The following is a 22,153-nucleotide window of genomic DNA, read 5'->3' on the forward strand; positions in this document are numbered from 1 at the left end:
TCGTACCAATGAGTGACGGCTTGTCCCGACCCGCCCTGTCGTTTTCGCAGCGCTTGCGGCAATGGATGCCCGACAGGCAGGAGCGGCGGGTGATTGGACTCCTCTGGCTGGGGCTGGTTCTGTTGTCGCTATTGGGCGAAGACGGACGACTGCTGCTGCGCTATGAGCGCGAGGCAGTTCTGCAGGGAGAATACTGGCGGCTCGTTACAGCTCATCTGGTCCACCTGAACGCCTGGCACACGATGCTGAACGCCGGCGGGGTCGCGCTGATCGCCGCACTCTTCAAGCACGACTATTCCTGGCGGGGCTGGCTGCTGATCGCGCTGTTCGGTGCGCTGGCCATCGACCTCGCATTTGTGTGTTGGGAGCCACAAATTGCCTGGTACGTGGGTTTATCGGGCGTTCTGCATGGCGCGTTGGCGGCCGGGGCGGTGTCGTGGTGGCAGTACCAGCCGAAGCGGCTGTCGCTGGGCTTGACCGCGATTCTGGTCGGCAAATTGGCCTGGGAATATCAGCACGGCGGGCTGCTGTTGATGGGCGATCTGCCGGTCGTTGTGGAGGCGCATCGGTACGGCGCCCTGGGCGGGCTCGCGGCCGGGCTCATCCTGTGGTTGCACGCCCACAGGCAAGTGGCCGTAAAGTCAAGGATCTAGCCACCCGGAAGCGGATCGTTATAATCGCGCGCCGCATGCGGTTGGTCATGCACGGTCGGGTCACGAAAGTGGCCGAAAGACCCACAGGAGCTCAATGAGTTTTGCCTTTGTATTCCCCGGGCAGGGATCGCAGTCGGTCGGCATGATGGCCGCGCTGGCGAGTGCCGAACCGCTGGTGCAGGAAACCTTCGCCGAAGCGTCGGCCGTGCTCGGCTACGACCTGTGGCAGCTGTGCCAGCAAGGTCCGGAGGATCAACTCGGCGCGACCGAGCGCACTCAGCCGGCGATGCTCACCGCGGGTGTCGCGACCTGGCGCGTCTGGCGCAAGCATGGCGGCCCGCTGCCGGCAGCGATGGCGGGTCACAGCCTTGGCGAATATTCGGCATTGGTCTGCTCGGGCGCGCTGGATTTCAAAACCGCGGTCGCGCTGGTGCAGTTTCGCGGCCGCGCCATGCAAGAGGCCGTGCCGGCCGGGCAGGGTGCGATGGCCGCCATTCTCGGTGTCGAGGATGCCGAGGTGGAAGCCGCGTGTGCTGAAGCCACCAAGAGTGGCGCGGCTGGCGAAATCGTGCAGGCCGCCAACTTCAATTCTCCCGGACAGGTCGTGATCGCAGGCTCCGCCGTTGCGGTCGATCGCGCCATCGAAGTGCTGAAATCGAAGGGCGCGAAGCGCGCGATGAAGCTGCCGGTCAGCGTGCCTTCGCATACGGCGTTGATGCAGCCGGCCGCGGATCGCATGGCCGAGAAGCTCCAAAGCGTATCGTTCGCGCAGCCCGAAGTGCGCGACATCTATACGGTCGATGTGAAGACCCATCAGGGACCGGACAGCATTCGCCAGGCCTTGGTGCAACAGCTGGTGAAGCCGGTGCGCTGGACCGAAACCGTGCGCGCCATGCTGGGCGTTGGCGCCAAAGCGATCATCGAGTGCGGGCCCAAGGGCGTGCTGACCGGGCTCAATCGTCGCATCGAGAAGAACAAGGACATCGCGATGCTCTCGATCGAGGATCCGGAGAGCTTGCAACAGGCGCTCGCGGCCTGCCGGAGTCAGTCATGAGCGAGCAATTGTTGTCACAGGACATCGCGCTGGTCACTGGCGCTTCGCGTGGCATCGGCCGCGCCATTGCCGAGCAGTTGGCGCGCAATGGTGCAACGGTCATCGGCACGGCGACGTCCGACGCCGGCGCACAAGGCATTACCGACTGGCTTGCTGCCGGCAGCTACAAGGGCCGGGGCATCGTGCTGAACGTCGCCGATGCGGCCTCGAGCGAGAATGCGCTCAAGGACATCGAAGGCAAGGAAGGCGCGCTCACCATTCTGGTGAACAATGCAGGAATTACCCGCGACAACCTGCTCCTGCGCATGAAGCAGGAGGAGTGGGACGACATCATGAACACCAACCTCGCGTCGGTATTCCGGCTCTCGAAAGCGGTCCTGCGCGGCATGATGAAAGCCCGCCGGGGACGCATCATCAATATCGCCTCGGTGGTCGGCGTGATGGGCAACGCCGGGCAAACCAATTACGCCGCGGCCAAGGCCGGCATCATCGGCTTTTCCAAATCTCTGGCACGCGAAGTGGGCTCGCGCGGCATCACGGTGAACGTGGTGGCGCCCGGCTTCATCGCGACCGATATGACCGCCAAGCTGCCGGCCGAGCAACAACAGCAGCTGAGCGCACAAGTTGCGTTGGGACGACTGGGTTCTGTCGAGGATATTGCCCATGCTGTGGCGTTTCTTGCGTCGCCACACGCCGGCTATATCACCGGTGAAACGCTGCACGTCAACGGCGGCATGTACATGGTCTGATAGCGACCAAGTCAGGCTTTTTTTCGCAAATGTTGGCCCCATCGGGCACTTAACTTAGAATACGCCCCCCGTGCGACCCCACCCATGAACAAAAAGGGTCGGTCTCGAGCGAAGGGTTTAAGCACCTCATAGAGGACTCGTACACAAATGAGCAGTATTGAACAGCAGGTCAAAGCCATCGTCGCCGAACAACTGGGGGTGAAAGAGGAAGAAGTCACCAACGACGCTTCCTTCGTCGACGACCTGGGCGCCGACTCGCTCGACACGGTCGAGCTGGTGATGGCGCTGGAAGAGGAGTTCGAGACCGAGATCCCGGACGAGGACGCGGAGAAGATCACGACCGTGCAGCAGGCGATCGATTACATCACCGAGCGCCGCAACCAGGCCTGATCGGGCCTCGCGCGCGAGCTGCCGGCGCCCACGTCGACAACTCGCCACGCGCCACGCTGAAGCATCAAGGAAGGCCGCTATCATCCACGGTCTTCCGCCAATCGCCCTCCATGTCACTCGTCAAATATTTGTGGCCTCGTCCGAAGTCACGCTTGTGAGGTAACCGCTTGTCCAAGCGACGCGTCGTCATCACTGGTCTGGGCATCGTTTCTCCCGTCGGCTCGCAGCTCGATACGGCGTGGCGCAACGTGCTCGAAGGCAAGAGCGGCATCGTGCCGATCACTCGTTTCGATGCGAGCGCATTTCCCGTGCGCTTTCACGGCGCGGTGGCGGATTTCGATGCCGAGAAATATCTACCGGCCAAGCGCCTGCGGAACATGGACCCGTTCATGCACTACGGCTATGCAGCCGCAGCCGATGCCATCAAGGATTCCGGCATCGTGGTGACGCCGGAGAATGCAGCACGCATCGGTGTGGCGATGGGCGCCGGCATCGGCGGCCTCGACACCATCGAGGAGAATCACACCAAATGGATGGAGACCAAGAGCCCGAAGCGCATCTCTCCATTCTTCGTGCCCGGCAGCATCATCAACATGATCTCCGGCCACGTCTCGATCGATTTCAAATTGACCGGACCGAACATCGCGACCGTGACGGCGTGTACCACGTCGACGCACTCGATCGGTCTGGCCATGCGTTTGATTCAGTACGGCGACGCCGATGTGATGATCGCGGGCGCCGGTGAAATGGCGACCACGCCGCTCGGCCTCGGCAGTTTCTGCCAGGCGCGCGCGCTGTCGACTCGCAACGACGACCCGAAGGCGGCGAGCCGTCCGTGGGATAAAGATCGCGACGGCTTCGTGCTGTCCGATGGCGCCGGCTCCGTCGTGCTCGAGGAATACGAGCATGCCAAGCAGCGCGGCGCCCGCATTTATGCCGAGCTCGTCGGCTTCGGCATGAGCGGCGATGCTCATCACATGACCGCGCCGCCGGAAGACGGTGAGGGCGCGCGCCTCGCCATGGCGAATGCGTTGAAGGATGCGCAGCTCAACCCGAGCGAAGTGCAGTACATCAATGCGCACGCGACATCGACCGAGCTCGGCGACCTCGCCGAAACCTTTGCGATGAAGCGCGCCTTCGGCGATCACGCCTCGAAGCTCGCCGTCAGCTCCACCAAGTCGATGACCGGGCATCTGCTCGGCGCCGCCGGTGCGGTGGAAGCGATCTTCTCGATCCTGGCAATTCGCGATCAGGTCGCCCCGCCGACCATCAATCTGGACAACCCCGGCGAGGGTTGCGATCTCGATTACGTGCCGAAAGTCGCGCGCAAGATGCCGATCAAGGTGGCGTTGTCGAACTCGTTCGGCTTCGGCGGCACCAACGGCAGCCTGATCTTCAAAAAGCTCGACTGAGCGCCAGGGCTTCATGAGCGGCCCCGAGTCGCCCACGTCCCTGTCGATCGAGCGAGCGCCATTGATCCAACCCGTCAGCGCCGATGCCTCGGCGCTGTTGGCGTTGCATGCCGCATTTCCCGATCGTTATCCCGCGCTCTTCGAAAGCGCGGCCGCGGGCAACGCCCGCACTCGCTTCGACATTCTCTTTGCGTATCCGCAAGGGCGATTGTCGTTGCATCGTGATCGCACGCTGAGCGGTCGAACCGGCGCGGTCGAGGGCGAGTTCTTTTCCGCGCTCGATCGTTGGTGGCAAGCCGAGCGCGTTCGAGCTCGCGCCGATAACGAACTGCCGTTCAGCGGCGGCTGGTTGCTCTATCTCGGCTACGAGCTCGCGGGCGAAATCGAGCCGCGACTGCAGCTTCCATTGCCGGCCGCAGGGCCGATTGCCTCCGCGATTCGAGTGCCGGCGGCGATCGTTCACGAACGAAACAGTGGTAAGTCATGGCTGGTGGCTGAGGGCGCGTTCGAGTCCTTGCTGGCGCGCATGGCCAACGACCTCGCACACGTGCCCACGATGGTTTCGCCGTCAGTGCCGCTGGTCGCGGGCGGCGTGACTGAAGACGCGCCGGAGAAGTTCTTGCGAAGCGTCGGGCGCGCGTTGGAATACATTGCCGCGGGCGATATCTACCAAGCGAACCTTTCCCGCAGCTGGCAGGCAACGCTGAGCGCTGGGGTCACGCCTCAGCATCTGTATCGACGCCTGCGTGAGACCAACCCCGCGCCCTTCAGCGGCATCGTGCGGCTCGAAGGGATCACGGTCGTCAGTTCTTCGCCGGAACGCTTGGTATCAGTTCGCGATGGCCAGGTGTCCACGCGGCCCATTGCGGGCACCCGTCCGCGAGGCCAGACTGCTGCCGCTGACGTCGATCTTGCGCGCGAGCTGCACGCTCATCCCAAAGAGCGGGCCGAGCACGTGATGCTGATCGATCTGGAACGCAATGACCTGGGGCGAATCTGCGAAGCGGGCACCGTGAAGGTCGACGAGCTCATGACCATCGAGTCGTACGCGCACGTCCATCACATCGTTTCCAATGTGAGCGGCACGCTGCGTCCCGAAGCGACGCCCGGCGATGTGCTGCGCGCGGTGTTTCCGGGCGGCACGATCACCGGCTGTCCGAAGGTCCGCTGCATGGAGATCATCGCCGAGCTCGAAGGCGTGGCGCGCGGTGCGTACACCGGCTCGTTCGGTTATCTCAACCGCGACGGCAGCATGGATACGAACATCCTGATTCGCACGCTCGAGGTCGCGGGCGATCGACTCACTCTGAGGGCGGGGGCCGGCATCGTTGCCGACTCGGTGCCCGAGCGCGAGTTGGCAGAGACGCGTGCGAAAGCTCGCGGCGTGCTGCGGGCGTTGGGTTCGGACACCGAAGGTGCCGGCCAATGACGCGCGCCATGCTCGTCAATGGCCAGCCATCGGCGCACATTCCCGCCGACGATCGCGGTTTCCAATACGGCGACGGCTTGTTCGAGACGGCGTTGCTGATCAACGGCCGCGTGCGCTTTCTCGACGATCATTGCCAACGTTTGCTGACCGGCTGCGCTCGCTTGGGGATCGCGCCACCGGATCAAAAGATACTGCTGCGTGAGATTGCGCAGGTCACGGCCGAGGCGGATCGCGGCGTAGTGAAAATCATCGTGACCCGCGGCGCGGGTGGGCGCGGCTATCGGCCAAGCGGGGCGATGTCGAGCAATCGCGTCGTGGCGCTGCATCCCTTCAATCCAGCGCCGCACGGGGCACTGCGTCTGCGCTGGTGTGACATTCGACTCGGACGCAACGCACGGCTCGCGGGTATCAAGCATCTAAATCGACTCGAACAGGTGCTGGCGCAAAGCGAGTGGCGCGAAGGCGAGGTCGACGAGGGCTTGATGCTCGACACCGAAGGCGAAGTGGTGTGTGCGACCTCGGCCAATGTGTTTGCCGTTCGTGACAATGTGCTGGTGACGCCCGACCTGCGCTTCTGCGGCGTGCAAGGCGTGATGCGCGCGCAAGTGATCAAAGCCGCGGTGAAATTGAAATTGGCGGTCAGCGAAGAGCCGCTGTGGCCGCACGATCTGAAAACGGCGAGCGAAGTGTTCATCACCAACGCGGTGCGTGGCATCCGCTCGGTGGCAGCGCTCGAGTCGTTGCAATGGACAACGTCCGACGTGGCGACACGTCTGGCGAATGCGTTATCGCTGAGCGAGTGAAGGACCGGAATGCGAACTCTGTTGCGTCTGTTCGGTGTGTTGCTTCTGCTGGGCATCGTGGCTGCAGGCGCGCTTGCATGGTGGGGCCATCGCTGGCTGCAAACACCCATCGCGACGCTCACCGAGCCGACGGTGTTCGAAGTGCCGAAGGGGGCGTCGCTGCGCACCGTAGCCAGCGCGCTCAACGATCAGAGCCTGCTCGATCAACCGCTGATTTTCACGGCGTGGGCGCGCATCACCAAGCGCGATCATTCGTTGAAAGCCGGCGAATATCAGCTCACGCCCGGGCTCACACCGAGCGGCTTGCTCGAGCTGCTCAATTCGGGCGCGGTGCTGCTTCATAGCATCACCTTCATCGAAGGCTCGACCTTCGCCGACATACGCAAAGCGCTCGCGCAGTCGCCATCGGTGCGGGGCGAGTATGCCGCCCGATCGCCGGAAGACATCATGCGCGCGCTCGGCCAGCCCGATCTGCATCCCGAAGGCCAGTTCTTTCCGGACACTTATCGCTTCGCCCGCAACACCACCGACATCGAGTTGCTCGGCATGGCGTTCAGACGCATGCAACAGGAAGTGAAGACCGCCTGGGAGTCGCGAGCTCGGGATCTGCCGCTCGCCGGCCCGTACGAAGCGCTGATTCTCGCGTCCATCGTCGAGAAGGAAACGGCCCTGGATTCCGAGCGACCGCAGATTGCCGGCGTGTTCGTCGAGCGGCTGCGGCGGGGCATGCGGTTGCAGACCGATCCGACGGTCATCTATGGCATGATGAGCGCGTACGACGGCAACATCCGGCGCACCGATCTGTTGCGCGATACGCCGTACAACACGTACACGCGCTCGGGCTTGCCGCCGACCCCCATCGCATTGCCGGGGCTCGACTCCCTACGGGCAGCGGTGAATCCCGAGAGCAGCGGCGCCTTGTTCTTCGTGGCGACAGGTAATGGCGACGGCAGTCATTACTTCTCGCGCACGCTGGCGGAGCACAACGCCGCCGTGAAACGTTATCTGCAGAAACTGCGCAGTAAGAGATGATGCACGGTAAGTTCATCACCATCGAAGGCGGCGAGGGCGTGGGCAAGTCCACGCAGATCGGCCGTCTGAAAGATTTCGTCGCCGAGCAGGGCGTCGAGGTGGTGGTGACACGCGAGCCCGGCGGCACGCATCGCGCCGAGCGCATTCGTGAGTTGCTGTTGGAAACGAGCGACGAGCCGATGCCGAGCACGTGCGAGTTGCTGCTCATGTTCGCGGCGCGTTCGACGCACCTCGAGAATGTGATTCAGCCGGCGTTGGCGCGCGGTGCGTGCGTCATTTGCGACCGGTTCACGGACGCGACCTACGCTTATCAAGGCGGCGGCCGGAATCTGTCGACCGAGAACATCGCGACGCTCGAGCGCATGGTGCAGGGAACGTTGCGACCCGATCTGACGCTGCTGCTCGATGCGCCGCTCGACATCAGCGCCGCGCGTGCCAGCGCAAGAAACACAGCCGCGGGCACGAGCGATCGATTCGAGCAGGAGCGACGGGACTTTTTCGAACGAGTGCGCGCGGCCTATCTCGATCGTGCACGTCAGGAGCCGAAGCGCTTCGCCGTGATCGATGCGACCGAGAGTCTGGAAGCGGTGACCGTTGCCATTCAGCAGGCCATCGCCGAGCGCCTGCTGAAGTTGTCGCCGGCGCCGCGCTCATAACCCACAGTTACAGCCTTAGTCATGGCCAAGAAAGAGGAACAAGCCGAGCCGCGATCCTTGCCGAGCCCACGATTGTTTCCGTGGCACACGGCGGCGATCGGGCAGCTGCGTCAGGCGTGGACGGCGAACCGGTTGCCGCACGCGATTCTCGTGCAGGGCGCCGAAGGTCTCGGTACCGAGTCGTTCGCGGCGTGGCTCTCAGCAGCCGTGCTTTGCGAGAAGTCAGTCGATGGCGCGCTCGAGGTTTGTGGTGCGTGCGCGAGTTGTGCGCTCATCAAAGCAGGCTCGCATCCCGACCTGCACTGGGTCGCGCCCGAGGAAGATAAGACGCAGCTTTCGGTCGATCAGGTGCGCGCGGCCTGCGAGAAGCTGTCGAAGACCAGCTTTCGACAAGGCTACAAGGTCGCCATCATCGAGCCGGCGCATCAGATGACGCCGGGCGCCGCGAACAGCGTGCTGAAGACCTTGGAAGAGCCCTCGAAGGGCAGCTTGCTCGTGTTGCTCACGTCGCGACCCTCGGGCCTGTTGCCGACCGTGCGCAGTCGCTGCCAGAAGCTCACCATCACGCGTCCCTCGACCGCCGATGCAATGGCCTGGCTGCAAAAGGAGTCGGGCAAGGCAGTCTCGCCGGCGCTGCTGGCGTTCAGCGGCGGAGCCCCGCTCAAGGCCCTCGCGTACGCCGATGGCGCCTTCGACTCGCTCAACCAGCACATGCAGAAATCCCTACGCGATCTGCTCAGCGGCGACGCCGATGTGACCCAGGTCGCGGCGGAGTGGGAAAAAGACGCGCTCATCGACCGGCTCGTCTGGCTCGATCTGTGGCTGTCTTCGCTGGCGCGCACGGGGATTGCCGGAAGTGACGATCGGGTCACGTTCCCAGGGGGACCTGCGCACTTGCCAAGCCCGTCGCGGCCGTTGAACATAAGCGCGCTGTACAGCATGGTGGACCGCACCCGGGCTTTGAAAGCGCAACTGGCCCGTACCGCGCTCCAACGCGAACTGGCCGTGGAATCCTGGCTGATCGCTCTGCTGGAAGTGCTGGCGCCTGGGAAGGGGCCGGTGGCGCGCGCGAGCTGAGCATCTCTTAAACACACTTAGGCCGTCGGAAAGATCGCATGGTGATGCGTCAACCCAGCAGCAAGCCCGGTTTGCTGACTCTGACAATCAAGGACAAGAGCGCCTTGTACCTGGCCTATATGCCGTTCGTGAAGAACGGCGGCCTGTTCATTCCGACCAACAGCAATTACCGGCTCGGCGATGAAGTGTTCATGCTGCTGAACCTGATGGGCGAGGACGAGAAGCTGCCGGTCGCCGGCCGCGTGATCTGGATGACGCCCAAGGGCGCGCAGGGCAAGCGCACGGCCGGCATCGGCGTGCAGTTCAGCGAACAGGATCGCGGCAATACTCAGCGCAAGATCGAGAGCTATCTGGCGGGCGCCCTCGGCGGCGACAAGCCGACGCACACGATGTAAGCCCGGCGGCCGTTATTTCTTCAAGTTCGCCGCGTTCATCCCGCCTTTCAACACCGACGCATTCAAATCCCGCTCGGCCAGAATGTAGGCCGCGGCGGAGCTGCGCCGGCCCGTATCGCAGACCACCACGTAGTGAACCTTCGGGTCGAGCGTTTTCAGTTTCAGGCGGATGAAATACAGCGGCAGGTTGAGCGCCTCTTCGATGTGAAAGTTTTCGAACTCGCTCGGCAGGCGCACATCGAGCCACTTGCCGCCTTTGGCGACGATGTCCCGGGCTTGATCGAGCGTCACCCAGTGCAGCATCGGCTCGTTCAGCAGCTTGCGGAAATCGTCCTTCGCCAGCCGCATCAGCGCGCCGTCGGTGAGCATGGTGATATTCGCGTTGCGCTTCGCATCGGCGATCAGGGCTTCTTCGCCGAAGGTGTCGCCCATGCCGAGCTCGGCGAGCTTGATGCCGGCCTTGTTCAGCGGCGTCTCGCGCGTGACCACGCATCTGCCTTTGACGATCACGTAGAAATAATCGCCATCGTCGCCTTGTTTGATGATGACGTCGCCGGCCTTGGCTTCCAGGCGCTGCATGCGCATGAAGATCGCCTGGATGTTCGCGGGCGGAATGCGATGGAACGCCTTGGTCTGCAACAGCGTCGTCATCCAGTCGTCGCTCGCCGGCGCCTGCTCGTTCGCACTGCTCAACTCGCCGACTTCATACGAGCCGGTTTGATCCCAGGTGAGCATCATGTCGAGCATGTCGCTGTCCATGACCATGAACTCGACGCGCTCGGAGATGGCGCGCGCGGTGTAGCGTCGCGGCGTGAAAGGAGCGATCGGATTGCGTGCTTCCGGAGAGCCGGCACGCAACACCGTCGCCGGGCGATCGTCACGCAGCAGCTCGAGGACGCCGCTCACCAGGAAATAAGTGCGCTTGTCGCTGTCGCCTTCCTTGAACAACAAGCGTCCCGCAGACAGCTCGCGAAGCACGGTCTTGCGCGCCAGCGTCTGCAGATTTTCGGGCTTTAATCCGTCGAGCGGGGAAAATGACCGAAGCAGGCCAAGATCGAGCGGCTTGCTCTCCATGTGTCTCCAGTATCGAAGGGCCGGTTGCCCGAGCAACGCGACGGGCGGCGTCGCGGATCCAGGGCAGATCTGCGCTGACAGATCCGTCGGCGATGGTAGCACAGCCCATTTGCCGGTAAGACCGGGCTACCGGCCGCGATCAGCGCAGTAAATCCCACCCTTCGTCGGGCGCAAATCTGTCACCGTGGACAGTTTGTAACTCTTGTAAACGGGCCACGATGGCGTCGACACCGCGCGCACGCGCGTACTGCAAAGGACCGCCTCGGAAGGGAGCAAAGCCCGCACCGAAGATCACGCCCGCATCGATGAGATCCGCATCCTCCACGATGCCTTGCCGCAGCACAGCGACCGCTTCGTTGACCAGCGGCAGCAGCAGCCGATCCTGCAGATCGTCGGGCGCGCTCTGACCCGTGTAGGGCGGCTTCACCGGCTTGTCGTTCTGCCACACATAGAAGCCTTCGCCCGTTTTCTTGCCAAATTTCTTGGCCGAGAAGCGCGTCGCGAGCACCGGTGGCACGTCCGCGCCGGTTTCGAAAAAGACTTTGCCCACGCTCATGACCACATCGAGACCGACCACGTCGGCCAGTTCGATGGGACCCATGGGCATGCCGAAGTCCTCCGCGGCGCGATCGATCAGCGCCAGCGGAATGCCTTCCTGCGCGGCGCGCACCGCTTCGCTCAAGTACGGCATCAACACTCGATTGACGAGAAATCCTGGCGCGCTGTGACAGGGGATCGCGAGCTTGTCGATCTGCCGCGCGAATGCGAGGCCCGCCTGGATCTCCTTCGGATCGGTGTCCGCCGCGTGAATCACTTCGACCAGCGGCATGCGCGCGACGGGATTGAAAAAGTGCAGTCCGATGAGTCGCTGAGGTTGCGTCAGTTTCTCGGCGAGCTGCTCGAGCACGATGCTCGAAGTGTTGGTGGCGAGCACGGCATTCGGCTTCATCTGCGGCTCGAGCCGCGCGTACAACTCCTGCTTCGCTTGCAGGTTCTCGTAGATCGCTTCGATCACCAGATCGGCCTGCGGCACGCCGGCGCCCGGAACGTCGGCCTTCAACCGAGCGAGCACGTCATTGCGCTTGGCTTCATCGGGGTAACGCTTCTCGAAGAATTTTCTTGCGCGCTCCATGGCCGGCGCGACGTATTTTTCCTCGCGATCCTGCAGCGTGACGGTGAGACCGCGCGCCGCGCACCAGGCAGCGATGTCGCCGCCCATCACGCCAGCGCCGACGACGTGTACATGCTTCATCGGCTCGCCGCTCTTGCCCGCGGATTTGAGCCGCTCTTGCAGGAAGAACACACGCACGAGATTGCGTGAGGTCGGCGTGCACAGCAGGTTGCCCATCGAGCGGGCTTCGGCCTCGTAGGCACGCTCGCCCGAGCCGCCATATTCCTGCCACAGCTCGATCAGCTTGTACGGCGCGGGGTAGTGCTCGGGTCGAGCCCGCTTCGCCACCTGCGAGCGCATCTGACCGGCGAGGATCGGCCGCACCAGCCCCAGATTCAGCAGCCGATGCTTCAGCGACATCGTCTTCACGGGCGGCGGACTCAGCGCCATCGAGCGGGCGACGTCACGCAGCTGCGCGGCCGGCGCGAGCTTGTCCACCAAGCCCATCTGCAGCGCCTGCTTGGGTCGGATATGCCGGCCCGTGAGCATCAGATCCATCGCCGCGATCGGGCCGGCCAGCTGGACTGCGCGCACTGTGCCGCCCAAGCCCGGATGCACACCCAGCTGCACTTCCGGAAAGCCCAGTGTCACCGAGGCATCGTCGGCGGCCACGCGGTAACGGCAGGCGAGGGCGACTTCCAGGCCGCCGCCCAATGCGAATCCATTGATCGCGGCGACGGTGACGCAACGCAGGTTGGCGAGCTTGTCGACCACCTGCTGACCCTGCCTGATCATCCGATAGGCGGCGTCGGGCGAGTCGATGCCGACAAAGCCCTTGATGTCGGCGCCGGCGATGAATCCGCCCTTGGCCGAGGTGACGATCAATGCTTTGGGCGGCGTGCGAGACAGCGCCGTGAGGATGGCGTCCAGCTCTTCCATCACCTCGCGCGACAGGCTGTTCACCGCCGCGTTGGCCTTGTCGATGATCAACCAGGCGATGCCGTTCGCTTCGGTTTCCAAACGCCAATGCGCGGCGCCGCTGGCAGTGGCCATGGCTTCGGTCATGATCGACTCCGCTTGTTGTTCAGGTTCTAGGCCGGATATTGAAATCGCAGATCAAGGGCCGGTGGTCGGAGAACCGCACGTCCGGCACATCGAATTGAGTCACCTCGATGCCGTTGGAATACAGCACGAAGTCCAGCTCCTTGCGGGGCTTGTGGCTGGGGTAGGAGGGCAGGCCGAGCCGGTTGGCGCTTTTCAGGCCCGAGGCCTCCATGAACAGGTAGATCTCGTGATCGCCCCAGAACGTATTGAAGTCGCCGGCCACGATCACCGGCTTGCTGGCGCGCTTCACCAGTTCGTGCAGGTGGCGCAGCTGGTCGTGGCGATGGCGGAATTTCAGCGACAGGTGCACCAGAAAGATCGCGCATTCCTCCAGCTCCAGCTCGATGATCAGCCGCTTGATGCCGGTTTCGAAGTAGTGGAAGCGCTCGCCCTCGACGCGCGGCGCGGCCAGAAAGGCATTGCCCTGCTTGCGTACGATGGGCATCAGCTGGTTGATCGAAGCCGTGCCGTATTTGCACTGGTAGGTCGAGTAATGGCCGAGCGAGTCGGCGATCTGCTTGGCCTGGTTCACCAGCCCGGAGCGGATCGACCCGGTGTCGATCTCGATCAGCCCGACCAGGTCAGGATCTAGGGATTTCAGCCACTCGGTAATGCCGTTCAGGACGCGCGTATTACTGCGGAGGTAGCCTGCGCCCGGCACCGGCAGGTGGAAGGCCGGGCCGAAACCGGTGGCGTACCGGATGTTGTACAGGACGAAGCGCATCTGTGGGGCGTGAGCTCAAACCATCCGCTTGGGAGCGCGGGCGGGGCCGCATTCTACAGCAGCATTATGGATTAGAATGGGGCCATCATCGCGGCGGGAGCCAGCCAAGTGGGCAGCGTTTCTCAACAAAATCCGGTGCGGGTGTTCGTCAGTCATGCGTTCGAGCCCTCGGACGATTATCACCGGGTATTCGAGTATCTGGAGAGTTCGCACAATTTCTACTACCGCAACTGTAGCAATCCGGAGTTCGCCACCAGTTCGCGCGAGGCGATGAAGGACGAGCTACGCAAGCAGATCAATCTGGCCGAGGTGGTGATCGTGCCGGCGGCGCTGTACCAGCGGCATCGGGAGTTGATCGACTTCCAGCTGAACTGCGCCAAGGGCTTCGAAAAGCCGGTGATCGTGCTGGAGAAATTCGGCGTCAAGGAGAAGGTGCCGGTGCAGCTGGAGGCGCTCGGCGATGAGATCATCGAATGGAACGAGCGCTCGATCGCGGACGCGATCCGCCGGCAGGCCCGTCACGAGGACACGGCCCGCTGGGACACGATCGAGTTCAAGCTGGACTAGTCGACAGGACTTTAGTCTTCACCCACGGCGCGCAGCTTCGGTGCACGCTGCGCCGCCTGCAGGCGGGCCAATACGCCGAGCATGCCGACGATCCGGACCGCGAAGCCGCCGGCCTCCAGGTCGGACATCTTGCGGACGGTCGCCTGAATCGGATTCTCGCCCTTCATCGGGCGGACACAGGACATGGCGGAGGACAATGAGCTGAATTCGTCGCGGATCTCCCGCGGCAGTTCGTCTTCTTCCAGATCGGCAAGGTGCTCGCGATACGCCTCGGCGAGGCGATGCTTGATCGGCCCGGCCGAGGCAAGCACGACCGTCGCGGCGAAAAAATTCTCCCAGGCGCTGCTCATTCAACTGACTCCCGGATGGGTTAGCCGCTGATGGCGCCAAGGATCACACGATCATTCCAGCAACAACAACGGCGAGCGATAGCTGAGAAGTTACTCAGTCGCCCGGCGGCATTTTTTCCATCCGCTCAAGCGTCTATGGCCGGAATATACTCCAGCGACTTCGAAAGGCAACGGCCCTGAGCCAGTTTTTTGGCAGCGCGATCCAGATTGCTACAGGATGTGGTCGCTTTGCTTAGGTAGTGCTCTCCGGCAGGTCAGCAAAGAAGCGTAATCGTCTCAATATGATGCCGATGCGAGCTGGGCCTCGAGACCTTGAGCGGGCTTACACTCGCCCTCATCGATGTGTTTTCGCAAGGGCATCGAGGGCGAGGTGACAATGGCCACAGGTTGGGCGGGTGACGGCGCAGTTCAGGATCAGATCGACGCGACGGTGAAGGACGCCGTCGAGCGCGCCAAGAGTCTGCTGCCCAGCGGCCCGGGCCTGACCCACTGCGCCGACTGTGGCGGCGAGATTCCCGAGGCCCGACGCAAAGCCATCCCGGGTGTGCGCCTGTGCATCGCTTGCCAGGAAGCGGAAGACAAAGACCAGGCCGCGTTCGCCGGCTACAACCGGCGCGGCAGTAAAGACAGTCAGCTGCGCTGAGTGGATTGCAAATTACCGGGCACTTGCAACGGACGCGCTCGTTTTTGTGGCGGCCTTTCGCTTTACACGATATCTCTGGCCGCTCGTGCCGCCCTCACGCACCGGCTCCAGCGTGTAGTTCTTCAGTTCCCCGCACAAAGGCAGGTCTGGACTCGCGCATGCGGGTCGGAATAGGACCTTCGAGGCGCGGAACAACAGCCTCGAGCCCATTGTCTCCAGCCAGTCAGAGGTCGGAACGATCGCATCGTCGATGAGGAAGGTGTCGGCGCCCGGCTCGAGGCTGAAGAAATCGAATGCCTCGGCAGGCGGAAGCTCGGCGTTTCTTGCGCTGAACTGCTTTGCCCAGCCATTTACGAAGCTCGCTCTGGCCAGCCGCAGTCCATCCAGATTGAGAGTGTCGGCACGCATATCGAATCCGAAGAATGCATTGTCCCACTGCGCGCCGGCACTTTGCAGGCAGCGGGCGGTAGCAGGATCGGAGGCCGTCACGATGGCCCAGCCTTTTTCCCGGCTGTACGGACGATAGATGTCGCTCGCCTGTGCGCTGATCAGTGCAACGGCGCGCAGCAGTTCGTCATCCGGATCTTCGGGGGCTTGCTCACGCCCACCCGAGCAAGCCTGAATCTCATCGAGTACGATGGAGTCCGCGGCAACGGCAGTCGTATCCAGGTGGAGTCGCCAATATTTGCCGGATGCATCCTTGTGAGGCCGCCAGCGACTGAATTGAATGCGCGACCCACCGATGCGATCGCGCATTTCGTTCAGCCATTCGGGCGAGGGGACGTAGGCGCCTTCGAAATTTGTTCCGCCGAAGCGCTGCTCCACATCGATTGTTTCTTCATCGGCAAACCTCGTTACTTGCACTCCGCGCGAGTACATCGGCCCAGCCAGCGGAAAACCTCTTGCCGTGGGAAGCGTAATGAACTCACTGCGGAATTCTTCAGGCGCGGGAAGGAGTGCATTGCTGAGATTGGCCGCAGTGAGATTGATGTCGAGTATTTGCGCGCCCCGCAGGTTGGCCCCAGACAGGTTGATCGCCGCCGCGGCCGTGGTGTGCGGCAAGGCCGGATCGGCGGCACGCGGAGGCAATATGAGTTGCTCGGCCAGATTCGCACTCTCGAACGGCAGCTCATCCAATTGCCAGATCCCTCTATTGACCAGCAGGGCGAACAGCTGGCCACGCTCGGGGCTGAATCGGTATCCCTCCGGCGCATCGTCCAACCGTTGATATCTCGAGGCGCTGGCGAGCACCGCCCTCAAGCGCGCCTTCAAGGCAAAGTCATCGTACTTGCCGCCATTCCTGGCGCCGTCCAGAAATGAATCTACATTCGAGAGCACCGATTCGAGTTGCGAATGGTATGCGCTACGTGCCGCATTGGCCTCGCTCTGGAGCAGTTCATCCGCCAGCAATTGGTTCTGGCGATCGAGCCGCTGCACCTGTTCGTATGATGCGAACGTTTGCGCCATGAGAACCATTGTTCCTGCGAGCGTGACGGCAAGACCGATGAAGAACGCGGTCGAAATGCCCAGCAACCAGGTCTCGGCGATCGCGAGCGCATTTTGTCCGAGCGCATTGACGTCGGTCGTGGATAAGTCCTTGCCGGTCCATTTCGCGATAGCCGTCCCAAGCGCCTGGCTGACCGGTTCCGCAGCTGCCTGCCTCAAACCGCGGCGCAGTGCGATGCGCGCTGCAGCCATGAGCAGGAAGACAAGCATGGAGAATACGATGCCGACCGCTATCGCCGTCATGAGCCACTTCGAGAGGAGGGCAGTGTGGTTCATGAAAAGCAGAACCAACAGTGCACCGATTATTGCCCCCGTCACGAGCGCGACAAGCCAGCGCATCACTGCCACGATCGCGGTCGAAGCTGGCGTTGGCTGTGTTTGCGGTGTGGGCTCTTTCATCTCTGAATCAGCCGCGTTGTTGTAATTGGAGATTTGAGGGACCGAGGCAGGCGCCGAGTCTATCGACGGTGGGCTTGAACTCGCTACTGTCGGTATTCCTTCCAGCCGGAGGCCCGTAAAGAGGCGTTCCCGCCCGGAGTCGGCGAGGTGACGGCACACGATAAGAAACATTGCTCTTGCGGCGATCCCCGGACGAATGGCGCGGCTTTCCGCCACCGGACTATTTCCAATTTGGTGCGTGCCACTTCGGCTATGCATCTCAAATGAAGTCAGGATATATTTGATACAAGAAGAACAACTGCTCCACGCCGTTGAACCAAAATCACGATACGGCGGCGCGGTGTCATACACGGGATGGGTCGGCACGATGCGCTTCCGTGGAGAAGATCGAACTGGCGTGAGAAAAACGAACGAGGCGAGGAGCGATGTCCCAGAGAACTATCTACTTCAGTGTCAATCCGGGAGAGTCAGGAGGGCATTGGATCGCCGTCAATGATCAAGACGTCTCGCTCAACAATCACAAAGGAACTACGACTGTCGACGGCGTCCGCCAAAAGCATGTCCTTACGTGGTGGTTTACCGGCGAGGAAGGAACGAAGATCAGCATCGTCGGTAGCCTCGATGCGGAAGGAGCGCAGATCGTCGTCAAAGTAGAAAGCGAGGTGCCGAAGGATGAATACGATGGCGGTGGACGACGTCGTTTCGACCTTTCGATCAAGGGCAAAAAGTAACATGCAGGCGACACCTAGGGCTTGCCTGCTTTACTTGACGCTGCTGCTTGTCGTGACGACGGCGCACGCACAATCCGATCCAGCACGGCCATTGACGGACGCGCGCCCCGGACTGCTGGAGTCACCCGTCCAGCTGGCTCGCGATGCTGTGCAGATTCTCGCGGGCCAGGACCAGAGCAATGTGTCGCTGCAGTTTTCTCACGGTGACACCGGAGAGGAAGACCGCTCGGCCTTTGAGCAAGGTACGGAGAAGGTCTCGGTTTATGAAGCGTGGTCGTTGACACTGAAAGCGCCACTCAACAAGGACGAGAGCAATACCGAGCTTGCCACGCTGGACGGGCTCGCCGATGCGTTCAGTGGGACACTCAAGTACAACAACGTTCGACTCACTCGTCGAAATCCCCGGGACGAGGAGCTGAAGCGCTATTGCGATGTCGATGCCGAAGGGCCTTCTGAGACCCTGGGGGCGCTGCCGCCCTGCGACTTGGGCATTGCGAAGAAGGTGTTGGGCGAAGCGGATTTCGAGAGTTTGCGTGGGCTGTTCTTTTCCCCCATGCAGTGGGCCTGGGGTGGCGCCGTCACGATCGGCACCAAGCAATACGAATTCCTGGCGTCAGACACAACCGATAAGATGGATGAACGACGCACGCCCTGGTCGGCGCAAGTGTTCGTCGCGGCCCAACGGCGCCGCGTCGGGTTGCTCACGTTCGCCGTTCGTTATGAGGACGCGTACAAATCGGGTGATGTCACCACCAATTGTCCAGCGCCTGGCGGCGCCCAGGTTGTCAGCTGCGTGACCGCACCGCTCGATGAGCCGAAGAAGAACGAAAAGACCGTGGCCACGATGGAGTTTCGCCGCAGCACTAACTTGTGGGGAGCGCCGATCGCATTCAGCCCGTCGGTCAACTACGACTTCAAAGACAGCGTGCTTGGAGTTGACGTGCCTGTCTATCTGTGGAGCAACGAGAAGGGAAGGCTGACTGGCGGTCTCACGGCAGGATGGCGCGACGATGAGGGCGGGATCAACGTCGGGTTGTTCGTCGGCACCGCGTTCACACTTTCGCCCGGCAAGTAACGAGGCGAGGGCGTTGCGCGTGCAGGATCATACATTCGCGAAGCGTTCAATCTCGATCTCGATGAAGGTCGAATGGACCGACACAACGACCGAGTCGGTCGCGAGCTCGCTGAGAAACATGGGCACATCGAAGGTGTCTTGATGAAGCAGTCGAGATGGTGATCCTCAGGGAGTTGTTCATTCGACGGCTGAATGAATATCTCGGCGGGATCGACAGATCGATCGTCGATGAGATCAATGCAGCGCTCGACCCCGAGTTGCCGCTGGAAGAGCGCCAGCGACTGCTGTTCGAGCTGATCAGGAAGCGTCAGCTGGAGATCGTGCCATTCAAGCCCGAACCTTCGGACGACAACAACCCGGAGAATCGACGAAAGATTCTCGATGCCATTCGTGCCCGGCAGATCGACGTGGCCCTGGAGCTGCAGAAGCAATGGTCGGACCCTCCCAAGAACAAGCTGATCGGTGAATTGGATCGGCGCGGTGGAGACTTTCAACCGTAATTTGTCTCAACACAGGCCGGAACGCCCGATTGTTCTCGCCCGATAACCGACCTAGTGGATAAACGCGTGGGCGGCGAATCTCGAGATCCCATCGCAAAGTTGTAGTTCACACACTCCGCGCGGTGTCCTGGGACCCGGTGATCTGTGTTGACAGTGCCGGTGATGCATATAGTATACAGGTCACAAATCTGAACAAAGCTGACGCGGAGGGGACGGCATGGTCTGTTCGAGGGGGTCGCGGTCGACAAGGCCAGGCGTCGGCCGGCACGTGAGATGCAATCACTCCGCGCTGCTCCGGACTCGAAGATCTCTCCGGCACTGTGCCGAAGCTCGCCGGGTCGCTTGCCCATGAGGCCTTCTCGCGCCCGCTACGTCGTCGTTGGTTTTGCGCTCACGCTGGCCATCATTGCTTACATTCAGCGCGTTGCCATCTCGCAGGCGGCCGGACCGATCTCGACCGATCTCGGGCTGTCGAAGGCGGAGCTCGGCATGGTCTTTGGCGCTTTCGGCCTGTCCTATGCCTTGTTCGAGATTCCGATGGGCGCGCTAGGAGATAAGTTGGGCGTGCGCCGTGTGCTCGCTCAGATCGTCATCCTCTGGTCCGCCTTTACGGCACTGACGGGCGCAGCGTGGAATCTCACGTCGATGTGGGTGATCCGTTTCCTCTTCGGGGCAGGTGAAGCCGGCGCCTTTCCGAATCTGACGAGAATGCTCTCGACCTGGCTGCCGCGCGGTGAACGGGTGCGGGCGCAGGCGATCATGTGGGCGTGCACGCGGTGGGGCGGGGCAGGAACGCCGCTACTGGCGCTGTTGGCGATCAATGCCGTGGGTTGGCGCTGGTCCTTTGTCTTGTTCGGCCTGGTCGGCGTCATCTGGGTGCTCGTGTTCCTTGCATGGTTCAAGGACGATCCCGCCGAGCACCCCAACGTCAACGCCGCCGAGCTGAAATTGCTCGAAGGCGCACGCCAGCTCGGCTCCGAAAGCCATGGCGGCAGTTGGTTGAGCCTTTTCACCCGGCCCGACGTGTGCGTGTTGGTAGTGCAGTACTTCTTCTTTTCTTTCGTCTGGTACTTCTATGTCACCTGGCTGCCCAGCTATCTGCGTGAAGCCTGGAATCTGAGTGCGGCGGAGGCTGCAGGCTACTCGGTTCTGCCGCTCTTGTTCGGCGGGTTTGGCTCGCTCATTTCAGGACTGTTGCCTATCAAGGTCCCGCGGCGGATTGTTGCGTTTCTCGGCTTTGCGGCCACCGCGGGACTGCTGTACGCGGTTACTAAATTACAGAGCGTCGGGCTGGCGATGACCTGCATGGCGCTCGCCAGTTTCTGCAGCGATCTCACCATGCCGATCTCCTGGAACACCTGCGCCGAGATCGGGCGCCGCTATACGGCGACGGTCGCGGCGATGATGAACATGTTCGGGAATTTCTCGGGATTCGTGGCGCCGGTGTTGAGCGGCTTCATTCTCGAACGATATGCGGGAGATTGGAACGTGCTGCTGCAGATCATGGCGGGCGCGGCCTGCATCTCCGCGGTCTGCTGGCTCTATCTCGATCCCGATAAGGTTGCGGCTCGCAATGCTGTGGAGGCTCCGGTATGACCTCGCGACGTCAGTTCTTGTTGGCCGGTGCGGCGCTCAGTATCGGCCGCTGGAGTGGCGCCGAGGCGTCCGATCCCATGCCGCCACGTTCGCCTATGGGGATCGCATCGACGGCGATGAAGGACCATCTGGACGGTTTGCAGGTGGCTCCCGCCATGCGCCAGGATTCCATGGCCTACGTGGAATATTGCCGGTCGTTGGGAGCGGGCGGTCTGCAGTTCACGCCGCAGGGTGATCTGAAAGCGCTACGCCGCCGCATGGAGAAACTGGACATGTGGTTCGAGGGCGAGGCGCGGCTACCGCGCTCCTTGAGCGAAGGCTTCGAGCGGTTCGAACAGTCCTTGCGCGACACGAAGGCAATGGGCGGCAAAGTCGTCCGTGCCGTCAGCCCACCGCCGAAGGGTTCGAGTGGCCGTCGTTATGAGAGCTTCACGTCGGCGGAGCAGTACCGTGCGTGGCAGGAAGAAGCCAACGCAGTGGTGCGGCGGTGTGTGCCGATCGCCGAGCGCATCGGAGTGAAGGTCGCGCTGGAAAACCACAAGGATCGGCTCGTCGACGAGCATGTGGAGTTCCTTCGATCGATGTCCAGCGAATATCTCGGCGCGTTGATCGATCCAGGCAACAACATGTCGATGCTCGAGGATCCGACCGAAGTCTGCACCAAGCTCGCGCCCTACGTGCTGTCGTGCTCGATGAAGGACATGGGCGTGGCGCTCTACGAAGATGGGTTCCTGTTGTCCGAGGTGCGCTTCGACACCGGCGTTACCAAGCAGAAGGCATTGTGGGCGATTCTCAAAGCCGCCAATCCGCAGCTCAATTGCCTGCACGAGCTCATCACGCGCGATCCCCTGCGCGTGCCGTATCTCAAGCCGGCCTACTGGGCGAGCTTCCCGGGACGCTCCGCGGCGGAACTGGCGGCGCATCGTGAATGGGTGAAAGCGCATACCAGCGAGCTGCCGTATGTGAGTCAACTCTCGCCACAAGAACGCCTGCAGGCCGAGGAAGATAACAATCGCGCAACCCTGGAGTGGGGGCGCGTGAATATCGCCTGATGCGGCGGTCTCAAAACGTTCGATATCGGATCGCCGCGCCATCCCTGTGCGCGTGATGCTTCATTTCAGGA

23 protein-coding genes are annotated in these 22,153 nt (G+C 62.3%); 18 read left to right on the plus strand and 5 right to left on the minus strand.

The features are described from left to right. Positions 1–8: 8 nt before the first annotated feature. From rrtA to GYH35_RS08070, 11 genes are all read left to right on the plus strand, one after another. Positions 9–653, plus strand: a complete 645-nt coding sequence (gene rrtA / locus GYH35_RS08020) for a rhombosortase (protein WP_161815082.1) — start codon at positions 9–11, stop codon at positions 651–653. 94 nt (positions 654–747) lie between these two features. Further along, positions 748–1,707: an ACP S-malonyltransferase gene (gene fabD, locus GYH35_RS08025; protein ID WP_161828119.1), complete on the plus strand. Its 960-nt coding sequence runs from the start codon at positions 748–750 to the stop codon at positions 1,705–1,707. Next, positions 1,704–2,456 carry a 3-oxoacyl-ACP reductase FabG gene (gene fabG / locus GYH35_RS08030; protein WP_161815080.1) on the plus strand — a complete coding sequence of 251 codons (753 nt, stop codon included), beginning with the start codon at positions 1,704–1,706 and terminating at the stop codon, positions 2,454–2,456. The genes fabD and fabG overlap by 4 nt, the downstream gene beginning before the upstream one ends. 147 nt (positions 2,457–2,603) lie before the next feature. Beyond that, positions 2,604–2,846 (plus strand): acyl carrier protein, encoded by a 243-nt coding sequence (gene acpP, locus GYH35_RS08035; protein ID WP_066920125.1) that lies wholly within the window; start codon positions 2,604–2,606, stop codon positions 2,844–2,846. A gap of 167 nt (positions 2,847–3,013) precedes the next feature. Then, positions 3,014–4,258: a beta-ketoacyl-ACP synthase II gene (gene fabF, locus GYH35_RS08040; protein ID WP_161815079.1), complete on the plus strand. Its 1,245-nt coding sequence runs from the start codon at positions 3,014–3,016 to the stop codon at positions 4,256–4,258. Between the two features lie 13 nt (positions 4,259–4,271). Next, positions 4,272–5,687: an aminodeoxychorismate synthase component I gene (locus GYH35_RS08045; protein WP_161828120.1), complete on the plus strand. Its 1,416-nt coding sequence runs from the start codon at positions 4,272–4,274 to the stop codon at positions 5,685–5,687. After that, positions 5,684–6,490: an aminodeoxychorismate lyase gene (gene pabC, locus GYH35_RS08050; RefSeq protein WP_161815077.1), complete on the plus strand. Its 807-nt coding sequence runs from the start codon at positions 5,684–5,686 to the stop codon at positions 6,488–6,490. Before GYH35_RS08045 ends, pabC begins: the two co-directional genes overlap by 4 nt. Before the next feature lie 9 nt (positions 6,491–6,499). Continuing rightward, complete coding sequence (gene mltG, locus GYH35_RS08055; RefSeq protein WP_161828121.1) at positions 6,500–7,522, plus strand: endolytic transglycosylase MltG; 1,023 nt, start codon at positions 6,500–6,502, stop codon at positions 7,520–7,522. Next, positions 7,522–8,178, plus strand: coding sequence for a dTMP kinase (gene tmk / locus GYH35_RS08060; protein WP_161828391.1), 657 nt, complete (start codon positions 7,522–7,524; stop codon positions 8,176–8,178). The genes mltG and tmk overlap by 1 nt, the downstream gene beginning before the upstream one ends. Before the next feature lie 21 nt (positions 8,179–8,199). Continuing rightward, complete coding sequence (gene holB, locus GYH35_RS08065; protein ID WP_161828122.1) at positions 8,200–9,255, plus strand: DNA polymerase III subunit delta'; 1,056 nt, start codon at positions 8,200–8,202, stop codon at positions 9,253–9,255. A gap of 44 nt (positions 9,256–9,299) precedes the next feature. After that, on the plus strand, positions 9,300–9,650 hold the full coding sequence (locus GYH35_RS08070) for a PilZ domain-containing protein (RefSeq protein ID WP_129648570.1): 351 nt from the start codon (positions 9,300–9,302) through the stop codon (positions 9,648–9,650). Positions 9,651–9,662: 12 nt separating this feature from the next. Here GYH35_RS08070 and GYH35_RS08075 read toward each other — a convergent pair whose 3' ends face one another. The 3 genes from GYH35_RS08075 to GYH35_RS08085 all read right to left on the minus strand — a co-directional run bounded on the left by GYH35_RS08075 (position 9,663) and on the right by GYH35_RS08085 (position 13,663). Further along, on the minus strand, positions 9,663–10,724 hold the full coding sequence (locus GYH35_RS08075; RefSeq protein WP_161815073.1) for a cyclic nucleotide-binding domain-containing protein: 1,062 nt from the start codon (positions 10,722–10,724) through the stop codon (positions 9,663–9,665). Between the two features lie 139 nt (positions 10,725–10,863). Beyond that, positions 10,864–12,900, minus strand: a complete 2,037-nt coding sequence (locus GYH35_RS08080; protein ID WP_202624161.1) for a 3-hydroxyacyl-CoA dehydrogenase NAD-binding domain-containing protein — start codon at positions 12,898–12,900, stop codon at positions 10,864–10,866. Positions 12,901–12,919: 19 nt separating this feature from the next. After that, the gene (locus tag GYH35_RS08085) at positions 12,920–13,663 is read right to left on the minus strand and encodes an endonuclease/exonuclease/phosphatase family protein (RefSeq protein WP_161815072.1); all 744 of its coding nucleotides are present in this window, start codon (positions 13,661–13,663) and stop codon (positions 12,920–12,922) included. 108 nt (positions 13,664–13,771) lie between these two features. Between GYH35_RS08085 and GYH35_RS08090 the strand changes: the two genes are divergently transcribed. Further along, positions 13,772–14,230 (plus strand): TIR domain-containing protein, encoded by a 459-nt coding sequence (locus GYH35_RS08090; protein WP_161815071.1) that lies wholly within the window; start codon positions 13,772–13,774, stop codon positions 14,228–14,230. An 11-nt stretch (positions 14,231–14,241) separates the two neighbouring features. On the opposite strand, the gene GYH35_RS08095 is transcribed toward GYH35_RS08090, so the two are convergent. Next, positions 14,242–14,580 carry a hypothetical protein gene (locus tag GYH35_RS08095; protein WP_161815070.1) on the minus strand — a complete coding sequence of 113 codons (339 nt, stop codon included), beginning with the start codon at positions 14,578–14,580 and terminating at the stop codon, positions 14,242–14,244. A 376-nt stretch (positions 14,581–14,956) separates the two neighbouring features. Here GYH35_RS08095 and GYH35_RS08100 point away from each other — a divergent pair, with 376 nt between their 5' ends. Beyond that, positions 14,957–15,223: a DksA/TraR family C4-type zinc finger protein gene (locus tag GYH35_RS08100; protein WP_161815069.1), complete on the plus strand. Its 267-nt coding sequence runs from the start codon at positions 14,957–14,959 to the stop codon at positions 15,221–15,223. A 12-nt stretch (positions 15,224–15,235) separates the two neighbouring features. Here GYH35_RS08100 and GYH35_RS08105 read toward each other — a convergent pair whose 3' ends face one another. Next, complete coding sequence (locus tag GYH35_RS08105) at positions 15,236–17,494, minus strand: flippase-like domain-containing protein (RefSeq protein WP_161828123.1); 2,259 nt, start codon at positions 17,492–17,494, stop codon at positions 15,236–15,238. 59 nt (positions 17,495–17,553) lie between these two features. On the opposite strand from GYH35_RS08105, the gene GYH35_RS08110 reads away from it, so the two are divergent. The 5 genes from GYH35_RS08110 to GYH35_RS08130 all read left to right on the plus strand — a co-directional run bounded on the left by GYH35_RS08110 (position 17,554) and on the right by GYH35_RS08130 (position 22,082). Then, a complete protein-coding gene (locus tag GYH35_RS08110; protein WP_161815067.1) occupies positions 17,554–17,859 on the plus strand; it encodes a hypothetical protein in 306 nt (101 codons plus the stop codon). Beyond that, positions 17,810–18,934: a hypothetical protein gene (locus tag GYH35_RS08115; RefSeq protein ID WP_161828124.1), complete on the plus strand. Its 1,125-nt coding sequence runs from the start codon at positions 17,810–17,812 to the stop codon at positions 18,932–18,934. The genes GYH35_RS08110 and GYH35_RS08115 overlap by 50 nt, the downstream gene beginning before the upstream one ends. A gap of 155 nt (positions 18,935–19,089) precedes the next feature. After that, positions 19,090–19,434: a hypothetical protein gene (locus GYH35_RS08120; RefSeq protein ID WP_161828125.1), complete on the plus strand. Its 345-nt coding sequence runs from the start codon at positions 19,090–19,092 to the stop codon at positions 19,432–19,434. 348 nt (positions 19,435–19,782) lie between these two features. Beyond that, positions 19,783–21,030, plus strand: a complete 1,248-nt coding sequence (locus GYH35_RS08125) for an MFS transporter (protein ID WP_161828126.1) — start codon at positions 19,783–19,785, stop codon at positions 21,028–21,030. Next, complete coding sequence (locus GYH35_RS08130; protein WP_161815062.1) at positions 21,027–22,082, plus strand: sugar phosphate isomerase/epimerase family protein; 1,056 nt, start codon at positions 21,027–21,029, stop codon at positions 22,080–22,082. Before GYH35_RS08125 ends, GYH35_RS08130 begins: the two co-directional genes overlap by 4 nt. Positions 22,083–22,153: the final 71 nt, after the last annotated feature.

The organism is Steroidobacter agaridevorans, from assembly GCF_009932555.1.
Classification (GTDB): domain Bacteria; phylum Pseudomonadota; class Gammaproteobacteria; order Steroidobacterales; family Steroidobacteraceae; genus Steroidobacter; species Steroidobacter agaridevorans.

What these genes read in the sequence shown, in the direction of transcription:
- rrtA (WP_161815082.1), top strand. Translation starts at nt 9, where the DNA reads ATGAGTGACGGCTTGTCCCGACCCGCCCTGTCGTTTTCGCAGCGCTTG.
- mltG (WP_161828121.1), top strand. Translation starts at nt 6,500, where the DNA reads ATGCGAACTCTGTTGCGTCTGTTCGGTGTGTTGCTTCTGCTGGGCATC.
- GYH35_RS08115 (WP_161828124.1), top strand. Translation starts at nt 17,810, where the DNA reads ATGGCGGTGGACGACGTCGTTTCGACCTTTCGATCAAGGGCAAAAAGT.
- GYH35_RS08130 (WP_161815062.1), top strand. Translation starts at nt 21,027, where the DNA reads ATGACCTCGCGACGTCAGTTCTTGTTGGCCGGTGCGGCGCTCAGTATC.
- acpP (WP_066920125.1), top strand. Translation starts at nt 2,604, where the DNA reads ATGAGCAGTATTGAACAGCAGGTCAAAGCCATCGTCGCCGAACAACTG.
- GYH35_RS08125 (WP_161828126.1), top strand. Translation starts at nt 19,783, where the DNA reads ATGAGGCCTTCTCGCGCCCGCTACGTCGTCGTTGGTTTTGCGCTCACG.
- GYH35_RS08070 (WP_129648570.1), top strand. Translation starts at nt 9,300, where the DNA reads ATGCGTCAACCCAGCAGCAAGCCCGGTTTGCTGACTCTGACAATCAAG.
- GYH35_RS08120 (WP_161828125.1), top strand. Translation starts at nt 19,090, where the DNA reads ATGGTGATCCTCAGGGAGTTGTTCATTCGACGGCTGAATGAATATCTC.
- GYH35_RS08110 (WP_161815067.1), top strand. Translation starts at nt 17,554, where the DNA reads ATGTCCCAGAGAACTATCTACTTCAGTGTCAATCCGGGAGAGTCAGGA.
- GYH35_RS08085 (WP_161815072.1), bottom strand. Translation starts at nt 13,663, where the DNA reads ATGCGCTTCGTCCTGTACAACATCCGGTACGCCACCGGTTTCGGCCCG.
- GYH35_RS08095 (WP_161815070.1), bottom strand. Translation starts at nt 14,580, where the DNA reads ATGAGCAGCGCCTGGGAGAATTTTTTCGCCGCGACGGTCGTGCTTGCC.
- GYH35_RS08080 (WP_202624161.1), bottom strand. Translation starts at nt 12,900, where the DNA reads ATGACCGAAGCCATGGCCACTGCCAGCGGCGCCGCGCATTGGCGTTTG.
- holB (WP_161828122.1), top strand. Translation starts at nt 8,200, where the DNA reads ATGGCCAAGAAAGAGGAACAAGCCGAGCCGCGATCCTTGCCGAGCCCA.
- GYH35_RS08100 (WP_161815069.1), top strand. Translation starts at nt 14,957, where the DNA reads ATGGCCACAGGTTGGGCGGGTGACGGCGCAGTTCAGGATCAGATCGAC.
- fabD (WP_161828119.1), top strand. Translation starts at nt 748, where the DNA reads ATGAGTTTTGCCTTTGTATTCCCCGGGCAGGGATCGCAGTCGGTCGGC.
- GYH35_RS08045 (WP_161828120.1), top strand. Translation starts at nt 4,272, where the DNA reads ATGAGCGGCCCCGAGTCGCCCACGTCCCTGTCGATCGAGCGAGCGCCA.
- pabC (WP_161815077.1), top strand. Translation starts at nt 5,684, where the DNA reads ATGACGCGCGCCATGCTCGTCAATGGCCAGCCATCGGCGCACATTCCC.
- GYH35_RS08075 (WP_161815073.1), bottom strand. Translation starts at nt 10,724, where the DNA reads ATGGAGAGCAAGCCGCTCGATCTTGGCCTGCTTCGGTCATTTTCCCCG.
- tmk (WP_161828391.1), top strand. Translation starts at nt 7,522, where the DNA reads ATGCACGGTAAGTTCATCACCATCGAAGGCGGCGAGGGCGTGGGCAAG.
- fabG (WP_161815080.1), top strand. Translation starts at nt 1,704, where the DNA reads ATGAGCGAGCAATTGTTGTCACAGGACATCGCGCTGGTCACTGGCGCT.